This is a genomic window from Streptomyces gobitricini (assembly GCF_039532985.1).
Classification (GTDB): Bacteria; Actinomycetota; Actinomycetes; order Streptomycetales; family Streptomycetaceae; genus Streptomyces; species Streptomyces gobitricini.
Genome location: NZ_BAAASR010000014.1, coordinates 30814 through 53581 on the forward strand (window position 1 = coordinate 30814; position 22768 = coordinate 53581).

At 72.7% G+C, this 22768-nt stretch carries 21 protein-coding genes; 7 read left to right on the plus strand and 14 right to left on the minus strand.

Annotated features, from left to right (window positions below; all coding sequences use genetic code 11):
- Positions 1–66: 66 nt before the first annotated feature.
- Positions 67–1593, minus strand: coding sequence for a DUF1996 domain-containing protein (locus ABD347_RS11650; protein WP_344359905.1), 1527 nt, complete (start codon positions 1591–1593; stop codon positions 67–69).
- A gap of 127 nt (positions 1594–1720) precedes the next feature.
- Positions 1721–2707, minus strand: coding sequence for an NAD-dependent epimerase/dehydratase family protein (locus tag ABD347_RS11655; RefSeq protein ID WP_344359907.1), 987 nt, complete (start codon positions 2705–2707; stop codon positions 1721–1723).
- Between the two features lie 194 nt (positions 2708–2901).
- Between ABD347_RS11655 and ABD347_RS11660 the strand changes: the two genes are divergently transcribed.
- Both ABD347_RS11660 and ABD347_RS11665 read left to right on the plus strand, forming a co-directional pair.
- Positions 2902–3546, plus strand: coding sequence for a hypothetical protein (locus ABD347_RS11660; RefSeq protein ID WP_344359908.1), 645 nt, complete (start codon positions 2902–2904; stop codon positions 3544–3546).
- 56 nt (positions 3547–3602) lie between these two features.
- Positions 3603–5054, plus strand: a complete 1452-nt coding sequence (locus tag ABD347_RS11665; protein ID WP_344359910.1) for a PepSY-associated TM helix domain-containing protein — start codon at positions 3603–3605, stop codon at positions 5052–5054.
- Positions 5055–5321: 267 nt separating this feature from the next.
- Here ABD347_RS11665 and glnII read toward each other — a convergent pair whose 3' ends face one another.
- Positions 5322–6359: a glutamine synthetase gene (gene glnII, locus ABD347_RS11670; protein WP_344359912.1), complete on the minus strand. Its 1038-nt coding sequence runs from the start codon at positions 6357–6359 to the stop codon at positions 5322–5324.
- A 259-nt stretch (positions 6360–6618) separates the two neighbouring features.
- On the opposite strand from glnII, the gene ABD347_RS11675 reads away from it, so the two are divergent.
- Positions 6619–7518, plus strand: coding sequence for a Gfo/Idh/MocA family protein (locus ABD347_RS11675; RefSeq protein WP_344359914.1), 900 nt, complete (start codon positions 6619–6621; stop codon positions 7516–7518).
- Positions 7519–7580: 62 nt separating this feature from the next.
- Here ABD347_RS11675 and ABD347_RS11680 read toward each other — a convergent pair whose 3' ends face one another.
- Positions 7581–8249 (minus strand): RlpA-like double-psi beta-barrel domain-containing protein, encoded by a 669-nt coding sequence (locus ABD347_RS11680; protein WP_344359916.1) that lies wholly within the window; start codon positions 8247–8249, stop codon positions 7581–7583.
- A 136-nt stretch (positions 8250–8385) separates the two neighbouring features.
- Complete coding sequence (locus ABD347_RS11685) at positions 8386–8748, minus strand: arsenate reductase family protein (RefSeq protein ID WP_344359918.1); 363 nt, start codon at positions 8746–8748, stop codon at positions 8386–8388.
- Positions 8749–8882: 134 nt separating this feature from the next.
- On the opposite strand from ABD347_RS11685, the gene ABD347_RS11690 reads away from it, so the two are divergent.
- Positions 8883–9158: a hypothetical protein gene (locus tag ABD347_RS11690; protein ID WP_344359920.1), complete on the plus strand. Its 276-nt coding sequence runs from the start codon at positions 8883–8885 to the stop codon at positions 9156–9158.
- A gap of 48 nt (positions 9159–9206) precedes the next feature.
- On the opposite strand, the gene ABD347_RS11695 is transcribed toward ABD347_RS11690, so the two are convergent.
- Together ABD347_RS11695 and ABD347_RS11700 are read right to left on the minus strand one after the other, a co-directional pair.
- Entirely contained in the window at positions 9207–9944 is a 738-nt protein-coding gene (locus ABD347_RS11695) for an alpha/beta hydrolase (protein WP_344359922.1), read from the minus strand.
- 561 nt (positions 9945–10505) lie between these two features.
- On the minus strand, positions 10506–11129 hold the full coding sequence (locus ABD347_RS11700) for a hypothetical protein (RefSeq protein WP_344359924.1): 624 nt from the start codon (positions 11127–11129) through the stop codon (positions 10506–10508).
- Between the two features lie 234 nt (positions 11130–11363).
- On the opposite strand from ABD347_RS11700, the gene ABD347_RS11705 reads away from it, so the two are divergent.
- The gene (locus ABD347_RS11705) at positions 11364–12812 is read left to right on the plus strand and encodes a helix-turn-helix domain-containing protein (RefSeq protein WP_344359925.1); all 1449 of its coding nucleotides are present in this window, start codon (positions 11364–11366) and stop codon (positions 12810–12812) included.
- 356 nt (positions 12813–13168) lie between these two features.
- Here ABD347_RS11705 and glnA read toward each other — a convergent pair whose 3' ends face one another.
- On the minus strand, positions 13169–14578 hold the full coding sequence (gene glnA, locus ABD347_RS11710) for a type I glutamate--ammonia ligase (protein ID WP_344359927.1): 1410 nt from the start codon (positions 14576–14578) through the stop codon (positions 13169–13171).
- 209 nt (positions 14579–14787) lie between these two features.
- Between glnA and ABD347_RS11715 the strand changes: the two genes are divergently transcribed.
- Positions 14788–15255, plus strand: coding sequence for an RDD family protein (locus ABD347_RS11715; RefSeq protein WP_344359929.1), 468 nt, complete (start codon positions 14788–14790; stop codon positions 15253–15255).
- A gap of 64 nt (positions 15256–15319) precedes the next feature.
- On the opposite strand, the gene ABD347_RS11720 is transcribed toward ABD347_RS11715, so the two are convergent.
- The 4 genes from ABD347_RS11720 to lipB form a co-directional block, all read right to left on the minus strand.
- Positions 15320–16027, minus strand: a complete 708-nt coding sequence (locus tag ABD347_RS11720) for a DUF4191 domain-containing protein (protein WP_344359931.1) — start codon at positions 16025–16027, stop codon at positions 15320–15322.
- Positions 16028–16037: 10 nt separating this feature from the next.
- Positions 16038–16241 (minus strand): SCO2195 family GlnR-regulated protein, encoded by a 204-nt coding sequence (locus ABD347_RS11725; protein ID WP_344360196.1) that lies wholly within the window; start codon positions 16239–16241, stop codon positions 16038–16040.
- A 314-nt stretch (positions 16242–16555) separates the two neighbouring features.
- Positions 16556–17509, minus strand: coding sequence for a lipoyl synthase (lipA, locus tag ABD347_RS11730; RefSeq protein WP_344359932.1), 954 nt, complete (start codon positions 17507–17509; stop codon positions 16556–16558).
- Between the two features lie 133 nt (positions 17510–17642).
- A complete protein-coding gene (lipB, locus tag ABD347_RS11735) occupies positions 17643–18455 on the minus strand; it encodes a lipoyl(octanoyl) transferase LipB (RefSeq protein ID WP_344359934.1) in 813 nt (270 codons plus the stop codon).
- A 258-nt stretch (positions 18456–18713) separates the two neighbouring features.
- On the opposite strand from lipB, the gene ABD347_RS11740 reads away from it, so the two are divergent.
- Positions 18714–20192, plus strand: a complete 1479-nt coding sequence (locus tag ABD347_RS11740; RefSeq protein WP_344359935.1) for an NsdA family TPR-like regulatory protein — start codon at positions 18714–18716, stop codon at positions 20190–20192.
- A gap of 7 nt (positions 20193–20199) precedes the next feature.
- Here the strand turns inward: ABD347_RS11740 and ABD347_RS11745 are convergent, their stop codons facing one another.
- Positions 20200–21471, minus strand: a complete 1272-nt coding sequence (locus tag ABD347_RS11745; protein WP_344359936.1) for an NAD(P)/FAD-dependent oxidoreductase — start codon at positions 21469–21471, stop codon at positions 20200–20202.
- Positions 21472–21833: 362 nt separating this feature from the next.
- Positions 21834–22748 carry a TIGR01777 family oxidoreductase gene (locus ABD347_RS11750; protein ID WP_425575628.1) on the minus strand — a complete coding sequence of 305 codons (915 nt, stop codon included), beginning with the start codon at positions 22746–22748 and terminating at the stop codon, positions 21834–21836.
- Between the last annotated feature and the right edge of the window lie 20 nt (positions 22749–22768).

Below are 22768 nucleotides of genomic sequence, written 5' to 3' on the forward strand. Positions count from 1 at the left end.
CGGACGACCGCGGTCAGGACTCGTACGGGCGTGCGACCGGACCCGGCCGTGCCTGCCCGGGTCCGGTCAGGCGCACCGGCGCCCGCCGTTGATGCAGTTCACCATCTGCTGCATCAGCCGGTTGTTGAAGACGTTGATGAAGTCCCCGTGGTCGGTGACGGGCTTGTGGAGCTGCTCGGGGAACGAGTCCACCGCGAACACGGTCCCCTGCGGGACGTCGTAGACGATCCGCTGTACGAGCTGCGGGATGGCCCGGAAGCCGTTGGGGCAGCGACCGTTGCCGTCGGCGAAGGCGACATGCGTGCGATGGTTGGCACTGTCGGTGTTCCGGCCGTCCCAGCAGCTCTGGAAGTTGAACGTCCGGACGACCTGGCTGCCCTGGGGGCAGATCGGGTACTTGTCCTTCAACTGCCGGTTCTCGAAGCCGGTACAGCTCCAGGACGCGTTGGCGTTCGCGTCACCGTTGGTGAACGCCTTGGCGTCGCCGGTGATGATGCGGAGGAACTTCGGCATGGCCGTGACCTTCCCGACCGGACTGCCGACGAAGTTCATCGTGACCTGGCTGGGCGTGAGGATCTCGCCGACGTTCTGGTCCTTGCCTCCGCCGTCCGCGTCGGCGTCGTCCTCGTTCTGGCCGTTCTGCAGGCGCAGGACCGGCCAGAAGTAGGTGGACTTGTCGCCCTGGTTGCGGCAGGTCGTCCGCCCGTTGGCGAGATCGTCGTCACTGGCGAAGGCGTCGTTGGCCTGGTTGCCCACGTAGTCGTGCATATGGTGGGCGCCATTGCTCACGCCGGGCGCGACGATCACGTTGTCCGGGTTGAACTTGCCGTTCTCGTTCCTTCCGCAGTTGGTGGTGAAGGAACCCCGCGAGGCGCCCTGGAACTTGCGCGGGCTGCGGACGTTGGGCTGGACGGCACGGATGTCGACGAAGTCCCCCGCCACGGGCCCGTTGCCCGCCTGCCCCTGCCCCTGCCCTTGGCCGCCCTGACCCTGGTCCTGACCGCCCTGGTCCTGGCCCTGGCCGTCCTGGTCCTGACCTTGGTCCTGGCCGTCCTGGTCCTGGCCGCCGCCGTTCTGGCCGAAGCCGCCGTTCTGGTCCTTCACCTGGTTCGTGTCGTCCGCGCGCAGGGTGCAGGGCGCCAGGCTCGTCAGGCTGTCAGGACGCTGCGCCGTACGGCCGATGGCGATCACGATCCGCTCGATCGCGGCGACTCGCTTGTCCTTCAAAGGATTCAGAATGGCATTCCGAGCAAAAGCGGGATCCTGCTGGATCTGTGCCTTCTGGTCGGCGAACCGCTGATACGCCTCGGTGATCTGGGTATCCATGTTCGCCAGTTCCCGGTCCACCTCGGCGCGTGCCTGGCCGGGCACGGCCGGAAGACCGTTGGCGACTTCGGGACAGTCGATGGTCGACATCCGCTGCCCGGCGTTCAACGGTTTCTGCTGCTGCGGTGAGCCGGACCAGCCGGACCAGCTCTCCCCGGCGGAAGCGTAGACGTTGGCCGCGATCAACCCGCCGCCGCCCAGTACCAGGGCAGCCGAGGCGGCGATCGCCCGGTTGGCCAGTGTCGAACGTTTTCGTGTGCGTCGCATGGAACTCCAATCCTGGGCGGGGTGAACCGCTCCGTTCCATACGGCCGCCGCTCGGGGCGCGTTCAGCCCGCAGGGGGATTCGTAGAAAGCTACGTAACCGAAGTGGGCGAACCGCGACTCCTCCCCCTCACAGGCCGAGCGCCTTCGCCTCCTGCTCCGGTGTGATGCCCACCGCCGGCCGGTCCGCCCGCCGCGGAGCCGTCCCTCCCAGCCCGCGCAGCCACGCCCAGGTGTCCGCGACCGTCTCGGCCACCGGGCGGCACCGCAGGCCCGCCGCCATCGCCTTGGTCACGTCGCCGCCGTGCATCGCCGCGTACGCCTCACCCGGCGGAATCCAGATCGGCAGACCCGACCAGGGCTCGATGCCCGCGCCGAGGACCGACTCCGGCTCCCGCCACCGCAGTTCGGCGCCGGAGCCGGTGACCCGTACGCAGGCGTCGAGCAACTCGCCCATGGTCGTGTGCCCCGGCTCGCTCACCAGGTTGTACGGGCCGGACAGCCCCGCCTCCGAGGCGTCCAGCAGCCACCGCGCCATGTCGCGGACGTCGATGTACTGGAGGGCCAGGTCACGGGGGCCCGGGGCGAGCACCGGGCCGCCCCGGGCGATCCGGTGCAGCCACCAGGGCAGGCGGCCGACGTTCTCCCGGGGGCCGATGATCAGCCCCGCACGGCCCGACAGCACCCTCTCCTCGCCGAACGCGGCGAGCGCCGCCAGCTCCCCGCCCCGCTTGGCCTCCGCGTAGGGCACGCCGGTGGCCTCCGGCGAGGCCTCGACCAGCGGACCGTCCTCCGCCAGGCCCGCGGCCGGCGGCCACGCGTAGACGCTGCGGCTGGAGACGTACACATGGCGCCCGACCCGGTCGGCGAGCAGCCGCGCCGAGTCCCGTACCGCCACGGGGTCCGACGACCAGGTGTCGACGACCACGTCCCACTCGCCCCGCGCGAGCGCCGCGAGCCCGTCCGGGGCGGTGCGGTCGCCCAGCAGCGACACCACACCGGCCGGCGGCTCGTGGCGGCCGCGGTGGAAGACCGTCACCTCCCAGTCACGGCCGAGCGCCGCCTCCACGACGGCACGCCCGGCGAACTCCGTACCACCCAGTACCAGAAGCCTCATGAGCCGACTGTGCCCCGCCCTTCACCTCTCCGGACAGTGATTCCGCTGCCAGGAGAACGGCCCGTCTCCCGCCCTCGCCGCCGGGGTGGCAGCATGGGCCGACGATGACGAACGCCCAGTCGCCGATGCGCGCCCTGCGTGCCGCACTTTTCGCGGCCGTATGCGTGACATTGGCGGCGGTGGGTCATTCGTCCATGTCTGCGCATGGAGTTCCGCCCGCTTCGCTGCTCCTCGCCCTCGCGGGCACCGGCGCGCCGGCCTGGCTCGCGGCGGGTCGCCGCCGGAGCGCGGCCTTCATCGGCACGGGACTGCTCGCCGTGCAGGGCGTGCTGCACCTGACGTTCATGGGCGGCGGCCGCGGGCACCACGGCCATGGGGCGGCGCCGGGCTCGGCGCCGGGCCGGGCGGCGCCGGACGCGATGCCCGGCATGGCGCACGGCGCCGCCGCGCCGGGCGGTCCGGGGGCGGCAGCGCCGGGCGGTCCCGGGGGCGCGGCCGGACATGGCGGCCCGGCCGACCTCCTCGTGGGGTTCGCCGACGGCGTCTCCCCCGGCATGGTCGCCGTCCACCTGCTCGCCGCCGCCGTGTGCGCGCTGTGGCTGGCCCGTGGAGAGGCGGCCTTCTTCCGCCTGGCCCGCGCCGTCGGCGCCCTCGCCTTCACACCGCTGCGGCTGCCGCTCGCCGCCGTGCGGCTGCCCGGCGCCCCGCGCCCGCCGCGCCCGTGGGCCCGTGACCTCCGCCGTCACCACGGCGTCGTCCTCGCACACAGCCTGTCGCGGCGCGGTCCGCCCGGGTGCCTTCCACCCCGCGCCACCGTCCCCGGAGCGACGCACGTCTGACCCCGGGGGCCGCTTCCCCGTGCAGACCCGCACCCACGCCGACTCCTAGGACAGTCATGGCCATTGACGACCGTACGACGGCCGTACCGGCGGACAGCGCCGCCGGGACCACCCCCACCTCCACCTCCACGGGAACAGGATCGACCTGGGGCGCCCTGCGCCCCCTCTTCCTCCGCGTCCACTTCTACGCGGGCCTCCTGATAGCCCCGCTCCTGCTGATCGCCGCGACCAGCGGCCTGCTGTACGCCCTCTCCTTCCAGGCGGAGAAGATCCTCTACCGCCATGAGCTCCTGGTCCCGGTCGGCGACCGGGTCCTCCCGCTCTCCGAACAGGTGAACGCCGCCCGTGAGGCTCACCCGGACGGCACCGTGACCGCCGTCTGGCCCTCCGCGGAGGACGGCGCCACCACCCGCGTACTCATGAGCGGCCCGGCCGTCGAGGAGGGCAGGTCGCTCGCCGTCTTCGTCGACCCGTACACCGCCGAAGTACGCGGAGACCTGCCCAGCTACGGCAGTTCGGGCGCGCTCCCGCTGCGCGCCTGGATCTCCGAGTTCCACGCCGACCTGCGGCTCGGCGCCCTCGGCCGCCACTACAGCGAGCTGGCCGCCAGCTGGATGTGGGTCGTCGCCCTCGGCGGCCTGGCCCTGTGGGCGGGCCGCAGGCGTACCGCCAAGCGCACCCTGCTCCTTCCCGAGCGCGGCCTCACGTCCCGCCGCCGCACCCTGTCCTGGCACGGGTCGGTCGGCCTGTGGGCGGTGACCGGGCTCGTCATCCTCTCCGCCACCGGCCTGACCTGGTCCCGGTACGCGGGCGGGAACATCGACATCGTCCAGACGCAGCTGGGCGGCGCCACCCCGACCGTCTCCGCCACCCTCGACGGGGCCGCCGCCGGCGCGGACACCGGACACGAGGGCCACGGCACCGGCCACCACACCGCCCCCGCCCCCGAGGGCCCGGACATCGGCATCGACAAGGCGGTCGAGGCCGCCCGCGACGCCGGTGTGGCCGGCCGGATCGCCGTGACCCTCCCGGCCGATGGCAAGGGGTACGTGGTCAAGGAGACCGACACCCAGTACCCGGTGCACCTGGACTCGGTGGCGCTCGACCCGGCCGACGGCACGGTGATCGACGAGCTGCGGTTCGCGGACTACCCCGTGCTCGCCAAACTGACCCGCTTCGGTATCGACGCCCACATGGGCGTCCTCTTCGGGCTCCCCAACCAGCTCGTGCTCGCCGCGCTCATGGTCGCGCTCGTCCTCCTCGTGGTCTGGGGCTACCGGATGTGGTGGCTGCGCAGGCCCACGAAGGAGCGGAAGCTGAGCGCGGGACGGCCCGTGCCGCGCGGTGCCTGGCGCAAGATGCCCGTCACGCTGCTCCTTCCGGCCGCCGCCGCGACGGCGCTGGTGGGCTGGTTCGTGCCCATGCTCGGCATCAGCCTGCTGGTGTTCCTCGCGGTGGACGCGGCCGTGGGGCTGGCGGCGCGGGCCCGGACCGGTCGCGCCGCCTAGCGGTTCGAGGCGCGCGCGTGCGGCCGGCCCGCCGCACGGTCCGGATCGTGCGGCGGTGCCCGGCGCGGGCACGCGGCCAGGTGCGCCGGCAGCTCGAACTCCCGGTACGTCAGGTCCGGCACCACCCGCGCCGTCGGTGCGGGAGCGGGCGCGAACGCCGGGAGCGGGGGAGAGGGCGCGGCCGTTCGCCGAGGCGTCACCGCGAACGCCGGAGGGCGCCCACCGCGAACGGTGGGCGCCCTCCGGCCATGACGGCGTGGCGGCGGATCAGACCTGGCCGGCCTTCTCCAGCGCGGAGCAGCAGGTGTCCACCAGCAGGCGGGTCACCGTGTACGGGTCGACGTTGGCGTTGGGGCGGCGGTCCTCGATGTACCCCTTGCCGTCCTTCTCGACCTGCCACGGGATGCGGACCGAGGCGCCGCGGTCCGAGACGCCGTAGCTGTACTCGTTCCACGGGGCGGTCTCGTGCAGACCGGTCAGGCGGTCGTCGATGCCGGCACCGTAGTTCTTGACGTGGTCCATCGGCTTGGAGCCCTCACCCAGCGCCTCGCACGCGGTGATGATCGCGTCGTAGCCCTCGCGCATCGCCTTGGTGGAGAAGTTGGTGTGCGCGCCGGCGCCGTTCCAGTCACCCTTGACCGGCTTGGGGTCGAGGGTGGCGGAGACGCCGAAGTCCTCGGCGGTGCGGTACAGCAGCCAGCGGGCGACCCACAGCTGGTCCGAGACCTCCAGCGGCGCCAGCGGGCCGACCTGGAACTCCCACTGGCCCGGCATGACCTCGGCGTTGATGCCGGAGATGCCGAGGCCCGCCTTCAGGCAGTTCTCCAGGTGCGCCTCGACGACGTCACGGCCGAAGATCTCGTCGGAGCCGACACCGCAGTAGTAGCCACCCTGTGCGGCGGGGAAGCCACCCTCGGGGAAGCCGAGCGGGCGGGACCCCTTGAAGAAGGTGTACTCCTGCTCGATGCCGAAGATCGACTCCTGCGCGGCGAACTTCTCCGCCACCTCGGCCAGCGCGGCACGCGTGTTCGACTCGTGCGGCGTCATGTCCGTGTTGAGGACCTCGCACAGGACGAGGATGTCGTCGCCGCCGCGGATCGGGTCGGGGCAGGAGAAGACCGGCTTCAGCACGCGGTCGGAGGCGTGGCCCTCGGCCTGGTTGGTGCTGGACCCGTCGAAGCCCCAGATGGGCAGATCGGCGACGCCGGCCGGGGCGGAGCCGACCAGTATCTTCGTCTTCGAGCGCAGCTTGGCGGTCGGCTCGGTGCCGTCGATCCAGATGTACTCAGCCTTGATGGTGGTCACGGGGGCCTCATCCTTTGCGGGTGCAGCGGTATGCCGCGCAGCCTCGCAATACGGGATTTCCCGGCCGTTGCCCGTGTGTGAACCCCGTGTTACTCGGCTATCCGGTGTTTCCGGCAGCCGCTGTGCGCCCGCGCCCAGGGGACCGGGCGTGCGGGGTCCCGGGGCGGTGCTCACCGCACCCGGGCCGGGGCCGGGGGAGGCCGAAGGCGTGCGGACACCCGTGCGGTGTGATGGTCGTACAGCGGGCACACTGGCGGACATGGACAGCAAGCCGCGCATCGGACTCCTCGGCACCGGACCCTGGGCGGGCCGCACGCACGCCCCCGCGCTCGCCGCACACCCCGGGATCACCTTCAGCGGGGTGTGGGGGCGCCGCCCGGAGGCGACCGCGGCCCTCGCGGCCGCCCATGGGACGAAGGCGTACGACGATGTGGACGCGCTGCTGGCGGCGAGCGACGCCGTCGCGTTCGCCCTGCCGCCCGACGTGCAGGCCCCGCTCGCCGCACGGGCCGCGGCCGCCGGGTGCCATCTGCTCCTCGACAAACCGGTCGCCACGAGCGTGGCCGGCGCGCGCGAGGTGGCGGAGGCGGCCGACAGGACCGGGGTCGCGTCCGTCGTCTTCTGCACGCTCCGGTTCGCCTCCGACACCGCCCCGTGGGTCGAGGAACAGGCGGCTCTGGGTGGCTGGTACCTGGGGCAGGCGCACTGGCTGGGCGCGCTGTTCTCGCCCGGTTCGACGAGTGCGTACGCCGCGTCGCCCTGGCGCAGGGAGAAGGGCGGGCTCTGGGACGTGGGCCCGCACGTGCTGTCGGTCCTGCTGCCGGTGCTCGGGGACGTGAAGGAGGTCACGTCGGCCGTCGCGGGCCCGGGGGACGCCCGGCACCTGGTGCTGCGCCACGCGTCGGGCGCGGGGAGCACGGTGACGCTGAGCCTGAGCGCCCCGGCGGCGGCATCGGAGGCGGGCATCACGCTCTTCGGCGACCACGGGCGGGTGGTGATGCCGTCGTGGGCGGACGCGGTCGGCTCGTTCGGGGCGGCCGTGGACGCGCTGCTGGGGGCGGTGCGGAGCGGCCGGGCGCACCCTTGTGACGTACGGTTCGGGCTGCGCGTGACGGAGATCCTCGCGGAGGCGGAGGCGGAGGCGGAGGCCGGGGCTTGAGCGGAGGCGCGGCCCGCCGACCGGACCGTGCCTCCTGCCCCGGGGGTACGGGGCGGGGCCCGTCAGCCGACGCGCTCGATGCGCGCCTTGCGGATCAGGAACTTGCCCGGCTCGCGGACCTGCTCGAACGCCGCGTTGTTGAGCAGGGCGCAGCTTCCTGAGGCGGAGGTGACCTCCACCGTCGTGGACTTGTCGTTGTCGAGGTTGGTCACCTTGAGCCTGGTGCCGAGCGGGAACCGGTCGCTGGAGGCGGCGGGGGCCCCGCCCTCACCGGAGAGAGTCACGGTCGACCCGGCGCAGACCACCTCGCCGGCCCCACCGCCTCCGCCCTGTCCGGCGCCTTGACCTTTGCCGTTGCCTTGTCCGGCACCTTGTCCTTGGCCGTTGGCCTGCCCGGCGCCCTGGTCCTGGCCGCCCGCCCGGCCGCCGCCTTCTGCGCCGCCCTGACCGCCGCCTTGGCCCACCTCGCACCCGGCAGCCTCCTGCTGGCGCTCGATCTGCTCGATGACGGCCTCGCGGTTGGCTATCCGCGCCGCGGACTGCGCGTCCGGGGCGGCCCGCTGCCCGGCGATGAACTTCTCGTTGTTGCTCAGCGCCGTGGCGAGACCGTCGCAGGCCACCGACGCCTGGCTGGTCCCGGTCATCACGATCGCCGTGCCGCCGGCCATCGCGGCCGCGCCGACGAGCAGGGCGAGCTTCTTCTTCCCGCTGAGCGTCTTCCTGCGTGACACGTAGGGGCTCCTGTCCCCGGCCGTTCGGGGGAATGACGGCCGGATCGGTTCCGTGGTGCCCCTACATACGAGCGGTACGGCCCGGCTTACTCAACTCCCTCCGCGTCCATCGAACTTCACCTCCAAGCCCGAGGGGTCACGACCGGCCGAGCGCGTCCCGCACCGCCTCGTCCGTCCGGGCCACGACCGCCGTGCCGTCGTCGGCGGTGATGATCGGGCGCTGAATCAGCTTCGGGTGCTCCGCCAGCGCCGTGATCCAGCGCTCGCGCGAACCGGCCTCCCGCGGCCAGTCCTTCAGCCCGAGCTCCTTGGCCGTGGGCTCCTGGGTGCGGGTGACGTCCCACGGTTCGAGACCGAGACGGGTGAGCACATCCCGGATCTCGTCGGCGGAGGGGACGTCCTCCAGATAGCGGCGGACGGTGTAGTCGGCTCCTTCCTCGTCGAGAAGCCTCAGTGCGCCACGGCACTTGGAACACGCGGGATTGATCCAGATCTCCATGCCCGTCACCGTACTCCTCACAGCTGCTCAAAGCCGTTCCGACCAGGGGCGATTGTCAGTGGTCGACGGTAAAATCGAAGTAGTTCGTGAGGGCCCGGGGGAGGGTCCGCACACCGCGTACCAGGAGGTCGCCGATGGTTGTAGCCGCACTCACGACTCTGCCCCTCGAACCCTTCAAGCCCCTGAGGAAGAAGCCGCTCCCGGCGGGCCGGCCCCGCGAGTGGTACGTGTCGCACAACCGCCGCCTCAAGGCCATGCGACTCGCGATCGCCCTGCTCGACTCGGGCGTCTACCACCCGTCGAAGGCCGACAACGAGACGATACGGAGCACGGCGGAGCGCATCGGCATCCACCCGCCGTCCGACATCACCTGCCGGATGGTCCGGGCGCTGATCCACAGCAGCCGCTGAGCACCACCCGTGCCCGCCGACCGGCATACGGACGGCGGGCACGGACCCCTACCCGCCGGCCCGCTCCGGCACCGCGTCCACGTACGTCTCCGGCCGCGCCGCCAACACCGCGTCGACGAACCGCCGCCGGTCGTCCACCTCGGTCACGAACCACACGCCGAGCCGGTGCCCCGCCCGCTCCATGTCCAGCCGCCGGTAGTGGGAGCGCGTCATGAGTGCTTCCTCGACGGCCTCGGTGACGGCGGGCGGGATCACCTCGTCGTCGCCGGGCACGGCCAGCACCGCCGTGCCCTCGAACGCCCGCAGCGCGTCCAGCGCTGTCGAGTCCCGCCAGCCGTCCTCGCGCCGGATGACCTCCGAGAACCCCTGCCCGAACCGGACGTCCCACGCCTCCCGCGCATACACCGCCGGCGCGCACAGCCCGACGGCCCGCACCCGCCCGCCGTAGTGGCCGACCAGGTCGGCGACGGTCTGACCGCTCATGCTGAACCCCACCAGCACCAGCTCGTCGCCGTCCGGCACCACCCGGTCGACGACCGCACGCGCCTGGACGAACCGCCGCTCCAGGCTCAGCTCCTCCAGCACACCGCTGCTCCGCCCGTGCCCGGAGAAGTCCGGCGCGACCACCCGGCAGCCGCGCCCCGTGAACTCGTCCAGCACCGGGACCAGCCGCTCCGCGCTGCCGTTCCCCGCCCCGTGCAGCACCACCACGGTCGCGCCGGCCGCGCCACCGGGATCCCGCGCCACGAAGCCGATCCGTTCCCCGTCACACATCACCGCGTCCATGGATACGTTCTAGACCATGCCGACGACCATGCCGAACTCCGGCCCCCGTCCGACCGGCGAGCAGCGCGGAACCGCGTCGCCGGCCGCCACCATCCCGCCGCCGCCCGCCCGCCCGCTGACGGTGAACGGGCGGCGACGTCCCCCGTCGCCCCGCACGGCCCCGACGCCGCCACGGTCCACCTCTCGCCGCCGGCGCCCGCCTACTCCTCCTCCGGCAAGGCCGGCCGCACCCACCGCCGGGCGGGCCGGTCGCGGGAACGCGGACGGCGGGCCAGGGCGCGGGCGCCTGAGCAGGGCGACGGTGGCGGGGAGAGGGGGGCCAAGAGGGTAGCCGGTACGTGTCCGCGGGCGGATCCTGACGGCCTGGGACCGGACGATGTGCCGATGGCTGGCCGATCCCTTCGTACGCGGCGAAGGGCCGGGGCGGCGGTCCCCCGGGCCGGGTGCCCGGGGGAACTTGGTCGTACGAGGTCCCCGCCCCGGGGCTCGACCGCCACGGGACCGTCCTCCCGACCCCCGTGGCGGGAGGACGGCCCCCGCCCTTTGCCGGTGGCCTCCCGGTCAGTACAGCTTGTCGACGGCCGTGCTCGTCGTCTTCTTGAAGGCGGCCACCGGCGCACTCGTGAAGTCGCCCATCTGCCCCCACTTCACGACGGTGACGGTCCTGCCGTCCCGTCCGACCGACAGCAGAGCGATGTCGGTGGCGCCCCAGGACGTCTCGGTGTGCAGGCCGCGGACGCGGGCGCCCTCCTCGACCGGCAGCTTGCCGTAGTCCCGGCCCTCGGCCTCGACGTCGGGCGAGGATTCCTCGATGCGGTCGGCGCAGGTGCGGATCAGGTCGTCGTAGTGCTTCGCCAGAGCCTTGGCCTGGGCGGCCGTGCCCGTCACGACGGTCAGCTGCACGGCGTTGGTTTCCAGGTCGGTCCGGAACTCCCGGTGCCGGTAGTCGTAGGAGGGCACGCCCTCCGTGCTCACGCAGAAGCCGAGTTCCTCAGGGAACCCGTCGGTTACCGGCCCGGCGGTCCAGGACGACGTCGGGTGCGGCGGCAGCTGGGACGCCGACAGGAACTTCGGCGCGGCGGCCTTCGGCGCGGCGCCGGCGGCCGGTGCCGTGAGGACCGTGCCCGCCGCGAGGGCGGCGACGGCGAGTGCGGTGCAAGCGCTCGTTCGGATGCGCATGGACATGGGTGTTCCCCCGTGGATGAATGCGTGGACGTGGATGCCGCGGCGCGGCCGGCTGGACGGCCCGGGCCTGGTCGGTGCGGCACCAAAAGCATCAGCGGTCACGGCGGCCGGGCGCAACAGCCGACGGCCGATCGGGCACGGTGGAACCATCCCAGCCCGTCTGACGTGCAGGTACATGGGGTGCCTGGGACACCGTCCCGGGCCGGGCGGGGTCGTACGAGGACGGGGGCACCTGTGTCGGCACAGGACGATGGTGACGGCATCGACGAGGTGACGGAGTTCGCGGCGCTGCTGCGGGCGCTGAAGGAGCGCACGGACCGGAGCTATGGCGCGCTGGCCCGCCGTCTGGGCATGAACACCTCGACGCTGCACCGCTACTGCGCGGGTGACGCGGTGCCGCTCGACTTCGCCCCCGTGGAACGCTTCGCGGCCCTGTGCGGGGCGACCGCGGAGCAACGCCTGGAGCTCCACCGCCGTTGGCTCCTGGCAGTGGAAGCCCGCCGTCGGCCTCGTACGGCGGGGGCGGCGGAGAGCGCGCCCGACGCCACGGCGGCGGAAGCCGTGAACGACGCGGCGGACGGACCGGACACAGCGGGGGAGGGCATCACCGAACCGGACACGGAGCCGAAGGCCACCGGCGGCCCGGTCGTCGAAACGGACCCTGCGCCGCCCGGACCGCCCGGCGCGCCTTCCCCCCCGCTCCCGCGCCGCCCCTGGCACCGCCGCAGAGGTCTCGTGGTCGGGCTGACCTCCGCCTGTGCCGTGCTCGCGACGCTCGGTGCCTTGTCCGCGCTGCCGGACGGGCGGCGGGCGTCCGCCGGCGGCCCTGACCGGGTCGCCGGTCCGACGGCGTCCGGGCCGAGGGCGACCGGTCCGAGGGCGTCCGGTACGGCGGCGTCCGGTACGGCGGAGGCCAGGGTGCCGGAGCGACGGGGCGCCTCATCCAGCCCGAGCGGCACCCCCACCTCCGAGCGGCCTTCGGGCTCCGCCACCCCGGAGAAGAAGCCAGGCACCTCTCGCCCGCCCGGCGCGACATCCGTCCCGCCCCGCGGCGAACAGCCCGCCGGGCTGCCGCTCACCTGGTCCGTCAACTCCCAGGCCTGGAAGCTGGGTTGCGGTCACGACTACGTCATCGCCAAGCCGCCGAGCCAGGTCCCCCCTCCCCCTGCCCCGCAGGACGCGGCGCCCTGGGCGGCGACGCAGAGCGCGGTGCACGGCGGCGAGACGCTCGTGCGTCTGTCGGTACAGGGGCGCAGCGACACGGCCGTCGTGCTGGAGGCGCTGCGCGTGCGCGTGGTCGGCCGTACGGCGCCGGCCGAGGGCAACGCCTACGCCATGGACCAGGGCTGCGGCGGCGCGATCACTCCCCGGTCCTTCGCCGTGGACCTGGACAAGGACCGTCCCATCGCCCGCGCGGTCGTCGGGAACGACTCCGGCACGCCGATCCCGGCCGTGCGCCTGCCCTACCGCGTCTCGGCGAAGGATCCCGAGGTGCTGCTGGTCACGGCCGGGACCAGCTCGTGCGACTGCCGCTGGTACCTGGAGCTGGACTGGTCCTCCCAGGGCCGCGAGGGCACCGTGCGTATCGACGACGACGGCCGCCCGTTCCGCACCAGCGCCATCGAGGGCCTGCCCCGGTACATGTACGACACCCTGGGGCGCCGGTGGGGGGCCTACAGCTGAGAACGGGGCAGGTCGCGGAGGAGGTGTCCGGACGTGCGCGCACGGCCGAGAGGTGAACACCCGCGAGTCGGGCGCGGTGATGAGTACCGATGCGGCCACCGGTCGGACGCGGCCATGCCGCAGGCAGACAGGCAGACTCTCGCCGGTCTCGATCAGCGAAGGCCGCTAGCCCGACCATGGGGCAGCGGCCTTCGCGGTGACCTACCTGACATCACGTCAGCGGATTGGACGGGCGGTGCGCACGCGGTGCACGAGGGGGTGGAAAGCAGGCGGTGACAGCGTGAACCGTTGAGAAGGGTTCTCCGAGGTCACGGCCTGCTTCCGGAGCTTCGGCCCAGGTCGCCCGATCCCGCCTCCTAGAGGTCGAAGTACAGCTCGAACTCGTGCGGGTGCGGGCGCAGCTGGATCGGGGCGATCTCGTTGGTGCGCTTGTAGTCGATCCACGTCTCGATCAGGTCGGACGTGAAGACGCCGCCCGCCTGGAGGTACTCGTTGTCCGCCTCCAGCGCCTCCAGGACGGCCGGGAGGGAGGTCGGCACCTGCGGGACGCCCGCGTGCTCCTCGGGGGCGAGCTCGTAGAGGTCCTTGTCGATCGGCTCGGCCGGCTCGATCTTGTTCTTGACGCCGTCGAGGCCCGCGAGGAGCAGTGCCGAGAACGCCAGGTACGGGTTCGAGGACGGGTCCGGGGCGCGGAACTCGACGCGCTTGGCCTTGGGGTTCGAGCCGGTGATCGGGATACGCATCGCGGCGGAGCGGTTGCGCTGCGAGTAGACCAGGTTGACCGGGGCCTCGAAGCCGGGGACCAGGCGGTGGTAGGAGTTCACCGTGGGGTTGGTGAAGGCCAGCAGCGACGGGGCGTGCTTGAGGATGCCGCCGATGTAGTAGCGGGCGGTGTCCGAGAGGCCCGCGTAACCCTGCTCGTCGTAGAAGAGCGGGGAGCCGCCCTGCCACAGCGACTGGTGGACGTGCATGCCGGAGCCGTTGTCACCGAAGATCGGCTTGGGCATGAAGGTCGCGGTCTTGCCGTTGCGCCAGGCGACGTTCTTCACGATGTACTTGAAGAGCATCAGGTCGTCGGCCGCGGCGAGCAGCGTGTTGAACTTGTAGTTGATCTCCGCCTGGCCGGCGGTGCCCACCTCGTGGTGCTGGCGCTCGACCTGGAGGCCGACCCGCTCCAGCTCCAGGGAGATCTCCGAGCGCAGGTCGGCGAAGTGGTCGACCGGCGGGGCCGGGAAGTAGCCGCCCTTGTAGCGGACCTTGTAGCCGCGGTTGTCCTCTACCGCACCGGTGTTCCAGGCGCCGGCCTCGGAGTCGATGTGGTAGAAGCCCTCGTTGGCCGAGGTGTTGAAGCGGACCGAGTCGAAGACGTAGAACTCCGCCTCGGGGCCGAAGTAGGCGGTGTCCGCGATGCCGGTGGAGGCGAGGTAGGCCTCGGCCTTCTTGGCGATGTTGCGCGGGTCGCGGCTGTACTGCTCGCCCGTGATCGGGTCGTGGATGAAGAAGTTGATGTTCAGCGTCTTGTCACGGCGGAAGGGGTCCAGGCGCGCCGTCGACAGGTCCGCGCGCAGTGCCATGTCCGACTCGTGGATCGCCTGGAAGCCGCGGATCGACGAGCCGTCGAACGCCAGTTCCTCGGTCGGGTCGAACGCCGTGGCCGGAATCGTGAAGTGCTGCATCACGCCGGGAAGGTCGCAGAACCGGACGTCGACCATCTTGACGTCGTTGTCCGCGATGTACTTCTTGACGTCGTCGGCGTTCTGGAACATCCAACTCCTCCTACTCCCACCCGGGGGAGGGCGGGGTTGTAGCTCGGTCGTGCGGCCAGTGCGGTGGCACACGCTGGTTCAGACCCTAGGGACGGGGGATTTCTCAAGCGTGACCCATTTGTTTCGACCAAGTTAACCGGAGCGCGTGCCCGTGTGCCCGGCCAGACCCGGGTCGAAGTGATCGAAAGCGGGCACAGTACGGTGGTCGGGTGGACAACAGGCAAGTAATCGGATCGTGGCTCTCCGGCCCGCGCGCGGCGGCCGAGGAGATGGGCGCCGACTTCGGCCACCGGGGCCGGCGGCTCGGGCTGCCGCAGGAGGGCCCCGGCTCCATGGCGCCTCTGGGACGCCGTTTCGGCGCCCTGTTCCTGGACTGGACCGTGTGCATGGTGATCGCATACGGCCTGATCGCGCCGGGTGACCAGGCGGCGGCGGGCAACTGGGCCGTGGTCGTGCTGTTCGTACTCAATGTGCTCACCGTCGGCACGGTCGGCAGCACGCCGGGTAAGCGGCTGCTCGGCCTGCGCGTCATCTCCGTCGACGGCACGCGGCTGGGCTTCGGGTGGGTCGCCGTCCGCAGCGCGCTGCTGTGCCTCGCCGTCCCGGCGCTGATCTGGGACCGCGACGGCCGCGGGCTGCACGACCGGCTCTCCCGCGCCGTGCAGGTGCGGATCTGAGAGGTGTACGACGAAGGGGCGCCCCACCGTCATGGTGGGGCGCCCCTTCCGCGTACGCGCAGGCCTAGCGCATCTTGCCGCCACGCGGCATCCGCATGCCCTTGGGCATCGGGCCCTTCGGCAGCGGCATGTTGCTCATCAGGTCGCCCATCGCCCGCAGCCGGTCGTTGGCGGCTGTCACCTGGGGGCCGGAGAGGACCCGCGGCAGCTTCAGCATGGTCGTGCGGACCTTCTTCAGCGGCACCTGGCCCTCGCCGTTGCCGACGATGATGTCGTGCACCGGTACGTCCACGACGATGCGGGCCATCTTCTTCTTCTCGGCGGCCAGCAGCGTCTTGAGCCGGTTCGGGTTGCCCTCGGCGACCAGCACGATGCCGGCCTTGCCGACCGCTCGGTGCACCACGTCCTGGTTGCGGTTCATCGCCACCGCGGGGGTGGTCGTCCAGCCGCGCCCCACGTTCTGCAGGACGGCGGCCGCCGCGCCCGGCTGGCCCTCCATCTGCCCGAAGGCCGCCCGCTCGGCGCGGCGTCCGAAGACGATCGCCATCGCGAGGAAGGCCAGCAGGAAGCCCAGGATGCCCAGGTAAACGGGATGCCCGATCAGGAAGCCGATCGCGAGGAGGACGCCGAAGACGACGAGTCCCACGCCCGCGACGACAAGACCGACCTTCGGATCGGCCTTTCGGGTCATCTTGTACGTCAGAGCGATCTGCTTCAGTCGCCCGGGGTTCGCAGCGGCGTCACCGCTGTCTGATTTTGCCTTCCTCGCCATGCTGTGAAGTTTACGTGGCCCGGGAAGTGCGGTCGGCCACGGCCTCCAGCACGTACTGGGCCTCCACCCGGTCCTTGGCGCGCCGCCGGTCCTCGAGGACGGAGGTCCAGGCGTTGCGGCGGGCGGTCCGCTGACCGCCGCCCAGGAGCAGCGACTCCACCGCGCGCAGCGCGTCGGTGACGCGCGGGAAGGCGTCGGCCCGGACCTCACGGATGTCGGGTACGGGGCGCGTGTGGCGCGCCTGGGCTGCCGTGCGTACCTGTCGGGTCGCGGCCTGCATGTCGGGGGTCCTCCCTGGGAGCCGGTTCTGCGGGAGTGGGGGTCGTGCGCGGCGCTCCGCGCGCGGCGGCGTGTGCGCGGGGCGTACAAGTATCGTCACTGATTGGTGTTACCAGGGCGTGACCGGCCGGTCAAACGCCGGTGAAACCCCGGCGCCGGGCGCAGGACACGGGGACGGCCCGTGCACGGCCCCCACCTGGGAGGCGTGCACGGGCCGCGAAAACGATCCCGTCCGGCTTGTGCGCCGATTCACACGGCGGCCTGGCTCCGCCGTTCCATCGCCTGCTGGAAGAGACGGCCGGCCCGGTAGGAGGAACGGACCAGCGGGCCCGACATCACACCGGAGAAGCCGATCTCGTCGGCCTCGTCCTTCAGCTCCACGAACTCGTGCGGCTTGACCCACCGCTCGACCGGGTGGTGGCGCACCGACGGGCGCAGATACTGGGTGATGGTGATGAGCTCGCAGCCCGCGTCGTGCAGGTGCCGCAGCGCCTCGCTGACCTCCTCGCGGGTCTCGCCCATGCCGAGGATCAGGTTGGACTTGGTCACCAGGCCGGCCTCGCGGGCCTTGGTGATGACCTCCAGCGACCGCTCGTAGCGGAAGCCGGGGCGGATGCGCTTGAAGATCCGCGGCACGGTCTCGACGTTGTGCGCCAGTACCTCAGGGCGGGAGGAGAAGACCTCGGCCAGCTGCTCAGGCACCGCGTTGAAGTCGGGGATCAGCAGCTCGACCTTGGTGTGGCCGCCCTCGCGGGCGGCGGTCATCGCGTGGATCCGGCGCACGGTCTCCGCGTACAGCCAGGCGCCGCCGTCCTCCAGGTCGTCGCGCGCGACGCCGGTGATCGTGGCGTAGTTCAGGTCCATCGTGACGACCGACTCGCCCACGCGGCGCGGTTCGTCCCGGTCCAGCGCCTGCGGCTTGCCCGTGTCGATCTGGCAGAAGTCGCAGCGCCGGGTGCACTGGTCACCGCCGATGAGGAAGGTGGCCTCGCGGTCCTCCCAGCACTCGAAGATGTTGGGACAGCCCGCCTCCTGGCAGACCGTGTGCAGCCCCTCGCTCTTGACGAGCTTCTGGAGCTGGTTGTACTCGGGGCCCATCTTCGCCCGGGTTTTGATCCACTCGGGCTTGCGCTCGATGGGGGTCTGGCTGTTCCGGACCTCCAGGCGCAGCATCTTGCGTCCGTCGGGTGCGACTGCGGACACGGCTGGCTCCTACGGCTTCGATTCCTCGGCGAACACCAGGGTACGCCCGATAAAAGTGTGGCCTTCTCCGCGGCCGTCGTTACGCCTCGCCAACCTCTGGCCCGAGGAGCGCATTCCCGGCGCGCGGACGGGCCTAGGCGGTCGCCACGGGCTCCGCGTCGCGGTCGATCTCACGGGGCTTGAGCTCCGCGTTCTCCAGCACGTCACGCAGGTGCCGCTCCACCACCGGCAGCACCTCGGCGATCGTCACCTCGCGCCCCAGCTCCTCCGAGAGCGAGGCCACGCCGGCGTCCCGGATGCCGCACGGGACGATCCGGTCGAACCAGGTGTTGTCGGGGTTCACGTTGAGCGCGAAACCGTGCATTGTGACGCCCTTGGCCACCCGGATCCCGATCGCCGCCAGTTTCCGGTCCTCGCGGCGCTGGCCGGCGTTGGACGGCGCGTACTCGGGGCCGTTCAGCCGCGCGTCGAACTCGTCGTCGTGCAGGCGCGGGTCGAAGTCGAGCGACAGACCGCCCAGGGACGGGCGCTGCTCCACCGGGTCGCCCAGCATCCACACGCCGCTGCGGCCCTCGATGCGCGAGGTCTCCAGACCGAAGTCCGCCACCGTGCGGATCAGCGCCTCCTCGAGGCGGCGCACGTGCGCGACCACGTCCACCGGACGCGGGAGCTTCATGATCGGGTAGCCGACGAGCTGACCGGGACCGTGCCACGTGATCTTGCCGCCGCGGTCGACGTCGACGACCGGCGTGCCGTCGAGGGGGCGCTCGCTGTCCTCCGTCCGCCGCCCGGCGGTGTACACCGGCTGGTGCTCCAGCAGCAGGCAGGTGTCCGGGACCTCGTCCGCGAACCGGGCGGCGTGGACCTCGCGCTGCATGTCCCACGCCCGCTGGTACTCGACCGCTTCCGCGCCGAAGCCCGCATGGACGAATCGCAGCTCACTCACGGCAACGCCTCCCTAGAACCTTGCAGAGTGCATTCATCGCGCCCCACGCCACTGTACGGCGGCACCGGCCGCCGCGGACGCGCAGGTGTGCCCCCGGCCCGGACCCGGACCGTGCGTCAGCGACGCCTCCAATCCTCACACGATCGGATGAATATGGGGCGAAGGCGGCGGTACGGACCTCGGCGGCAGTTAAATTCGCGCCGTTCCGAGGGGGTCTGCACCCCGGCCCATAAGGCAAGGCAGGAGACCGCACAGCCGATGACGGATCGCCCCCCGCAGCGCACCCCCAACCGCCAGCTCGCCGCCCTCATCGCCGAAGCCGGGTTCTCCAACGCGGGCCTGGCCAGACGCGTGGACCAGCTGGGCCTCGAACACGGGCTCGACCTGCGGTACGACAAGACCTCGGTGACCCGCTGGCTCCGCGGGCAGCAGCCGCGCGGCACCACACCGGCGCTGATCGCCGAGGTCTTCACCCGCCGCCTCGGCCGACGGCTGTCCGCCCAGGATCTCGGCCTGGACGCGTGCGCGCCGGTGTACGCCGGACTCGAATTCGCCGCCACACCCGAGGAAGCGGTCGACATCGTCAGCGGCCTGTGGCGCAAGGACTCCGGCAGCCACGCCGAGCTCCGCAAGATCGCCTTCACCCCGGCGGGACTCGTCGTCCCGAGCCGCGACTGGCTGATCGGCCGCGCCGACGAGCGCGTGGGGCGCGGCGACCCCGCGCACCCGGCCGAGGCGCGCGTGCCCACCCAGGGACGCGCCCCCGCCGTGTCCCTCGCCGCCCCGCCCACCGCCTCCGTGCCGCGCCAGCGCTCCACCGACCGCGGGCCCGGCCAGCGCGTCACCGGCGGGGACATCGCCGCCCTCCGGTCCGTCGGCGAGCTGTTCCGCACCCTCGACCACGCGTACGGCGGAGGCCACGCCCGCCAGGCCCTCGTCCGGTACCTGGAACACGAGGCCGAGCCGATGCTGCGCGGCGTGTACGGCGAGACGGTCGGGCGCCGGCTCTTCGGCGCGGCCGCCGACCTGACCCGGCTGGCCGGCTGGACCTCGCACGACATCGCCGCCCACGGCCTGGCCCAGCGGTACTTCGTCCAGGCGCTGCGGCTCTCGCAGGCCGCCGGCGACCGCGCCTACGGCTCGTACGTACTGATCACCATGAGCCGCCAGGCCGTCTACCTCGGCCACGGCCGCGAGGCCGTCCAACTCGCGCGCGTCGCCCAGCAGGGCGTCGGCTCCTCCGCACCGCCCGTCGTCCAGGCCATGCTGCACTCCGTCGAGGCGCGCGGCCACGCCGTCCTCGGCGAGGTGCGGGCGTGCACCTCCTCCCTCGTCCGGGCCGAGCGGGCGCTGGACGCCGCCCGGCCCGGCGACGACGTGCCGTACTGGGCCCGGTTCTTCGACGAGGCGCAGCTCGCCGACGACTTCGGCCACTGCCACCGCGACCTCCAGCAGTACCGGGCCGCCGTGCAGCACGCCGAGCGCTCGCTCCAGCTGCGGGCGCCCGCCTTCGCGCGCAGCCGCCTCTTCTGCCGGGTCGTCCTCGCCACCGCCCGCCTGGGCCTGGGCGAACTGGACCAGGCGTGCGCGCTCGGCGCGGAGGCCGCCCAGCAGGCCTCCGAGATGCGCTCGGCCCGTGCCGTGGAGTACGTCCGCGACTTCGAGCGTCGACTGGAGCCCTACCGGGACGCGACCCCGGTACGGAACTATCGGGACCGGGTGGGAGCCATCGGCTGACCGGTGCCTAGGCGGCCGCCCGCAGAGGGGGCGCCGTGTACACGGACGGGACACCGAGGTCGCGCAGGACCGCGTCCGCGGCGCGGCGGCCCGACTGGTACGCGCCCCGCGCCGAGCTCGTGTCGCGGTGGTCCCCGCAGACGTACAGCCCGCCCAGCAGCCGTACCGGCCGCCGCGGGTCGTGCGGTGGCGGCATCGCCGGCACAGCCTCCGGGTCGTGGTGGACGGCCAGCAGCTCCCAGTCGTCGGTGTCCGTGCCGTACAGGGTCGCCAGCTGCCTCCTGGCCCGCTGGTCGAGCCGGTCGGGCGGGGCGCCCAGGACCGTCGAGCTGATCAGTGCCCGGCCGTACGGCGCCCGTGACGGGTCGACCTCGCTCATCACGACCGAGTGCGACACCGGGCCGGTGCGCTCGGCGTCCAGGACGAGCGCCGCTTCCGGCAGCGGGGTGACGGGCGCGGTGTGGTGCAGGACCGTGACGGGGTGGAAGCCCGGGACGCGCAGCCCCGGCAGCAGCTCGGCGGCGGCGCGGGCGCCGGTGGCGACGATCAGGGCACGGCAGCTCAGCTCGCCGTGCTCGGCGGTGACGACCTTGTTGATGGACGCGTCCTTGACGTGCACCCCGGTCTTCACCGTGCCCGACGGCAGCATCGCCGCCAGCCCCTCCGGGAGCGTGGAGGCGCCGCCCGCCGGGACGCACAGCCGGCCACGGGCGAAGTCCCGCAGCGCCAGGTCGGCGCAGTGGCTGGACGTCGTCAGGTCCGGGTCGGACAGCAGCGCCGACAACAGCGGGCGGACGAACCCGCTGACGGTACGCGCCGGCAGGCCGCGACCCGCGAGCGCGTCTCCCGCCGGGCGCTCGGGGCGGGCGAGCAGCCGGGCGTCATCGATCGCGGCGAGCCGTGCCAGTGCGGCGCTCAGCCGTGCCTGGTCCAGCGGGCGGGGCGTGCTCGCCAGGGCGCGCGCCCTGGCCCACCGTGCCGCGCTCCTGCCCACCTCGCCGGTGCGGTGCAGCCGGCCCTCGCCGTGCACCAGGACACCCGGCTGGAAGAGCCGCAGGTCGGCGTGGCCGAGGCCGGGGTAAGAGGTGCTGAGCAACGGGCCGGTCCGGTCGAGCCGGAATCCGTCGATCTGCTCGGTGGCCATGCGGCCGCCGATGTGGGAAGCGGCCTCCAGAACGCTGACGGTCACTCCCGCGCTGGTCAGCTGATGAGCCGCGGAGAGTCCCGCGATTCCGGCTCCTACGATGACGACGTCCGCGTGGCGTGCGTGCTTGAGCACGTGTCCCTCCCCGGGGTGGCGGTTCGGTGCGTGGGGGGCTCATGCCCTTGAGAGGGCGGAGGAATACCCGAGTTCGGGCTCCGAGCGTACGTGCGGGCTGTGGGCCCGGTCACACGCGCGCGTGGGGGGTCACCGAAGCACGGGGTAGCACGCCCAGCCCTCCGCTCCGGGCGCGGCCGGTTCTCGCCCCCGGGCCGCTCCCCGTCGTATACGGCGGGCAGGGGCCCGCCCACGCACCGCGCCGGTGCCGGCCGGACGCGGTGCGGGTCCTTCCGGGCGGGCCGGAACCGCGAGGCGGCTTCGCACCGGGTGGGCGGGCCCGCGCGGAGCCGGCGCGCGCCCGCCCGCAGGGGCGCGGAGCGTCAGGTCGCGGAGGCGATCGCCGTGTCGATGGTGGGGAAGGCGAAGCGGAAGCCGGACTCCAGGAGGCGGGACGGGAGCACGCGCTGGCTGCCGAGGACGTCGGACGCGAAGTCGCCCAGTGCGATCCGCAGCGCCGGGGCGGGCACGTGCAGGAGGGCGGGGCGGCGCAGGACGCGGCTCATCGCGCTGGTGACCTCCCGGTTGGTGACCGGGTCCGGGGCGGTGAGGTTCACCGGGCCGGCCAGGGACTCGGTGTCGAGGACGTGCCGCAGCGCGGCCACCTCGTCGTGCAGGGAGATGAAGCTCCAGTACTGCTCGCCGCTGCCGAGCCGCCCGCCCAGCCCCGCCCGGAACAGCGGGAACAGCCGCCCCCACGCGCCGCCCTCGCGGGCCACGACGAGCCCCGTGCGGGCGTACGCGACCCGGATGCCCGCCTCCTCGGCGGCCGCCGCGGCGTCCTCCCACTCGACGCACACGGACGGCAGGAAGCCTTCCCCGGCGGGCGCCGTCTCGTCGACCGCCCGCGCCCCGGTGTCGCCGTAGTAGCCGAGCGCCGTCCCGCACAGCAGGACCTTCGGCGGAGTGTCCAGGGAGGCGACCGCCTCCGCGATCGCCGCCGTGCCGAGCACCCGGCTGTCCCGGATCTCCCGCTTGTACGCCTCGTTCCAGCGGCGCTCACCGACGCCCGCGCCCGCGAGGTGGACGACCGCGTCGCAGCCGACGAGCCCGGCCGTGTCGACGTAACCCCGCCGGGGGTCCCACTCGACCTCGTCACCGGCGCGCGCGGGCCGCCGCACCAGCCGGACCACCTCGTGGCCGTCGGCCCGCAGCGAGCGCACCAGGGCCGTACCGATGAGGCCGGTGGAGCCGGTGACCGCGATACGAGCGATACCAGAACGTGTCATGGCACCCATCCTGCACCGTGACACAGTGT

Bases quoted from the DNA above. Each gene is read 5' to 3' on its own strand.
- ABD347_RS11685 (WP_344359918.1), bottom strand. From the start codon at position 8,748: ATGGAGATCTGGATCAATCCCGCGTGTTCCAAGTGCCGTGGCGCACTG.
- ABD347_RS11695 (WP_344359922.1), bottom strand. From the start codon at position 9,944: ATGGACGCGGTGATGTGTGACGGGGAACGGATCGGCTTCGTGGCGCGG.
- ABD347_RS11665 (WP_344359910.1), top strand. From the start codon at position 3,603: ATGGCCATTGACGACCGTACGACGGCCGTACCGGCGGACAGCGCCGCC.
- ABD347_RS11740 (WP_344359935.1), top strand. From the start codon at position 18,714: ATGACGGATCGCCCCCCGCAGCGCACCCCCAACCGCCAGCTCGCCGCC.
- ABD347_RS11750 (WP_425575628.1), bottom strand. From the start codon at position 22,748: ATGGGTGCCATGACACGTTCTGGTATCGCTCGTATCGCGGTCACCGGC.
- ABD347_RS11650 (WP_344359905.1), bottom strand. From the start codon at position 1,593: ATGCGACGCACACGAAAACGTTCGACACTGGCCAACCGGGCGATCGCC.
- ABD347_RS11655 (WP_344359907.1), bottom strand. From the start codon at position 2,707: ATGAGGCTTCTGGTACTGGGTGGTACGGAGTTCGCCGGGCGTGCCGTC.
- ABD347_RS11675 (WP_344359914.1), top strand. From the start codon at position 6,619: ATGGACAGCAAGCCGCGCATCGGACTCCTCGGCACCGGACCCTGGGCG.
- ABD347_RS11720 (WP_344359931.1), bottom strand. From the start codon at position 16,027: ATGGCGAGGAAGGCAAAATCAGACAGCGGTGACGCCGCTGCGAACCCC.
- ABD347_RS11690 (WP_344359920.1), top strand. From the start codon at position 8,883: ATGGTTGTAGCCGCACTCACGACTCTGCCCCTCGAACCCTTCAAGCCC.
- ABD347_RS11660 (WP_344359908.1), top strand. From the start codon at position 2,902: ATGTCTGCGCATGGAGTTCCGCCCGCTTCGCTGCTCCTCGCCCTCGCG.
- glnA (WP_344359927.1), bottom strand. From the start codon at position 14,578: ATGTTCCAGAACGCCGACGACGTCAAGAAGTACATCGCGGACAACGAC.
- ABD347_RS11700 (WP_344359924.1), bottom strand. From the start codon at position 11,129: ATGTCCATGCGCATCCGAACGAGCGCTTGCACCGCACTCGCCGTCGCC.